At 57.8% G+C, this 1,239-nt stretch carries 1 protein-coding gene and 1 pseudogene; both read right to left on the bottom strand.

Translation table 11 applies throughout. From position 1 onward, the window contains the following. Positions 1–369, bottom strand: a pseudogene (locus tag ACR0JF_RS23280) (guanylate kinase); the annotation flags it as partial. Between the two features lie 17 nt (positions 370–386). Then, on the bottom strand, positions 387–1,239 hold an 853-nt coding region (locus tag ACR0JF_RS23275), incomplete at its 5' end, for a YicC/YloC family endoribonuclease (RefSeq protein ID WP_480670109.1).

Raw genomic sequence — 1,239 nt, 5'->3', positions numbered from 1 at the left:
GATCGACAGGGCGTGTTTACCGAGATCGGAATTTCTGATCTGCACCTCACCTTGCCAATCAACGTCGAACAGAACGTCCTTGCCAGTGTTGATCGAAGTGCGCACGGGTTCAGCGGGTGAGCCGTAGAAGTTTCCGCAAACATGGGCGTGCTCCAGCATCTGCCCTTCGGCAACCTGCTGCTTGAACTCGTCCTCTGACAGAAAGAAATACTCGCGCCCATGTTCTTCACCGGGGCGCGGTGCGCGGGTCGTGGCCGAGATCGAAAATTCCAGATCCGTATCCCAGGCCATCAACCGTTTGGCCAATGTGGATTTGCCCGCCCCGGACGGAGATGACAGGATGATTAAAAGGCCGCGGCGATCCGCCATGTCAGTTGTTCCCATACTCATTCTACGTTCTGCACTTGCTCGCGCATTTGATCTATTACCGCCTTAAGCTCAAGTCCAACCGCCGTCAGGTCCGAGCTTTGGGCCTTTGAACACAGCGTGTTGGCCTCACGGTTGAACTCCTGCATCAGAAAATCCAGTTTGCGGCCCACGGCACCGTTCTGCCCCAACAGATCGCGCGCGGCTGTAACATGTGCCGCCAACCTGTCGATCTCTTCCGTGATATCGGCTTTGACGGCGATCATAGCGAGTTCTTGTGCTACGCGCTCGGGATCCGCACCCTGAGAATTGTCCAGAACCCGTGCCAGGTTTTCCCGTAGGGCTTCTGCCATCTTGTCCTTGCGCTTTTCCGCCAGTTCAGCTGCCTTCGCGGTCAAAGTGGCGACCTGATCCAGTTGCGTGTTCAGGACAGTGGTCAAGGCGTCGCCTTCAGCCCTGCGCATGTCGAGGAAGGCGCTTACGAGGGTGTCAAATTCAGCAGTAAGATGCGCAACCAATGGGCCTGGATCATCTGCGTCCGAACCTGCATCCAGCATCCCCTTTAAGGCCAACAGGTCTGATGCCCGCGTTGGTGCCAAAGAAATTCCGCGCGACGACGCCATCTGCTCTGTCTGCTCAAGCGCGGTCAGCGCCGCGTTCATGGCGGTTTCATTCAGGACTAGGTCCGGGGCCGAGTCTTCGCGGCTCAGACGCATCGACAGAGTAACATTCCCGCGGCTGAGGGATTTGGACAGTTTTGACCGCAGCGCGGCTTCTAAACCCGTCAACCAATCCGGCACGCGCAGGCGCATATCAAGGCCCTTGCGGTTTACGCTGCGCAGTTCCCACGTCCAGCTATGTGGGCCGTGCTGC

The sequence above is a fragment of the Ruegeria sp. BG11 genome (assembly GCF_056538565.1).
The sequence above is the reverse complement of the archived record's forward strand: the minus strand, read 5'-3'. Positions and strand labels throughout refer to the sequence as shown.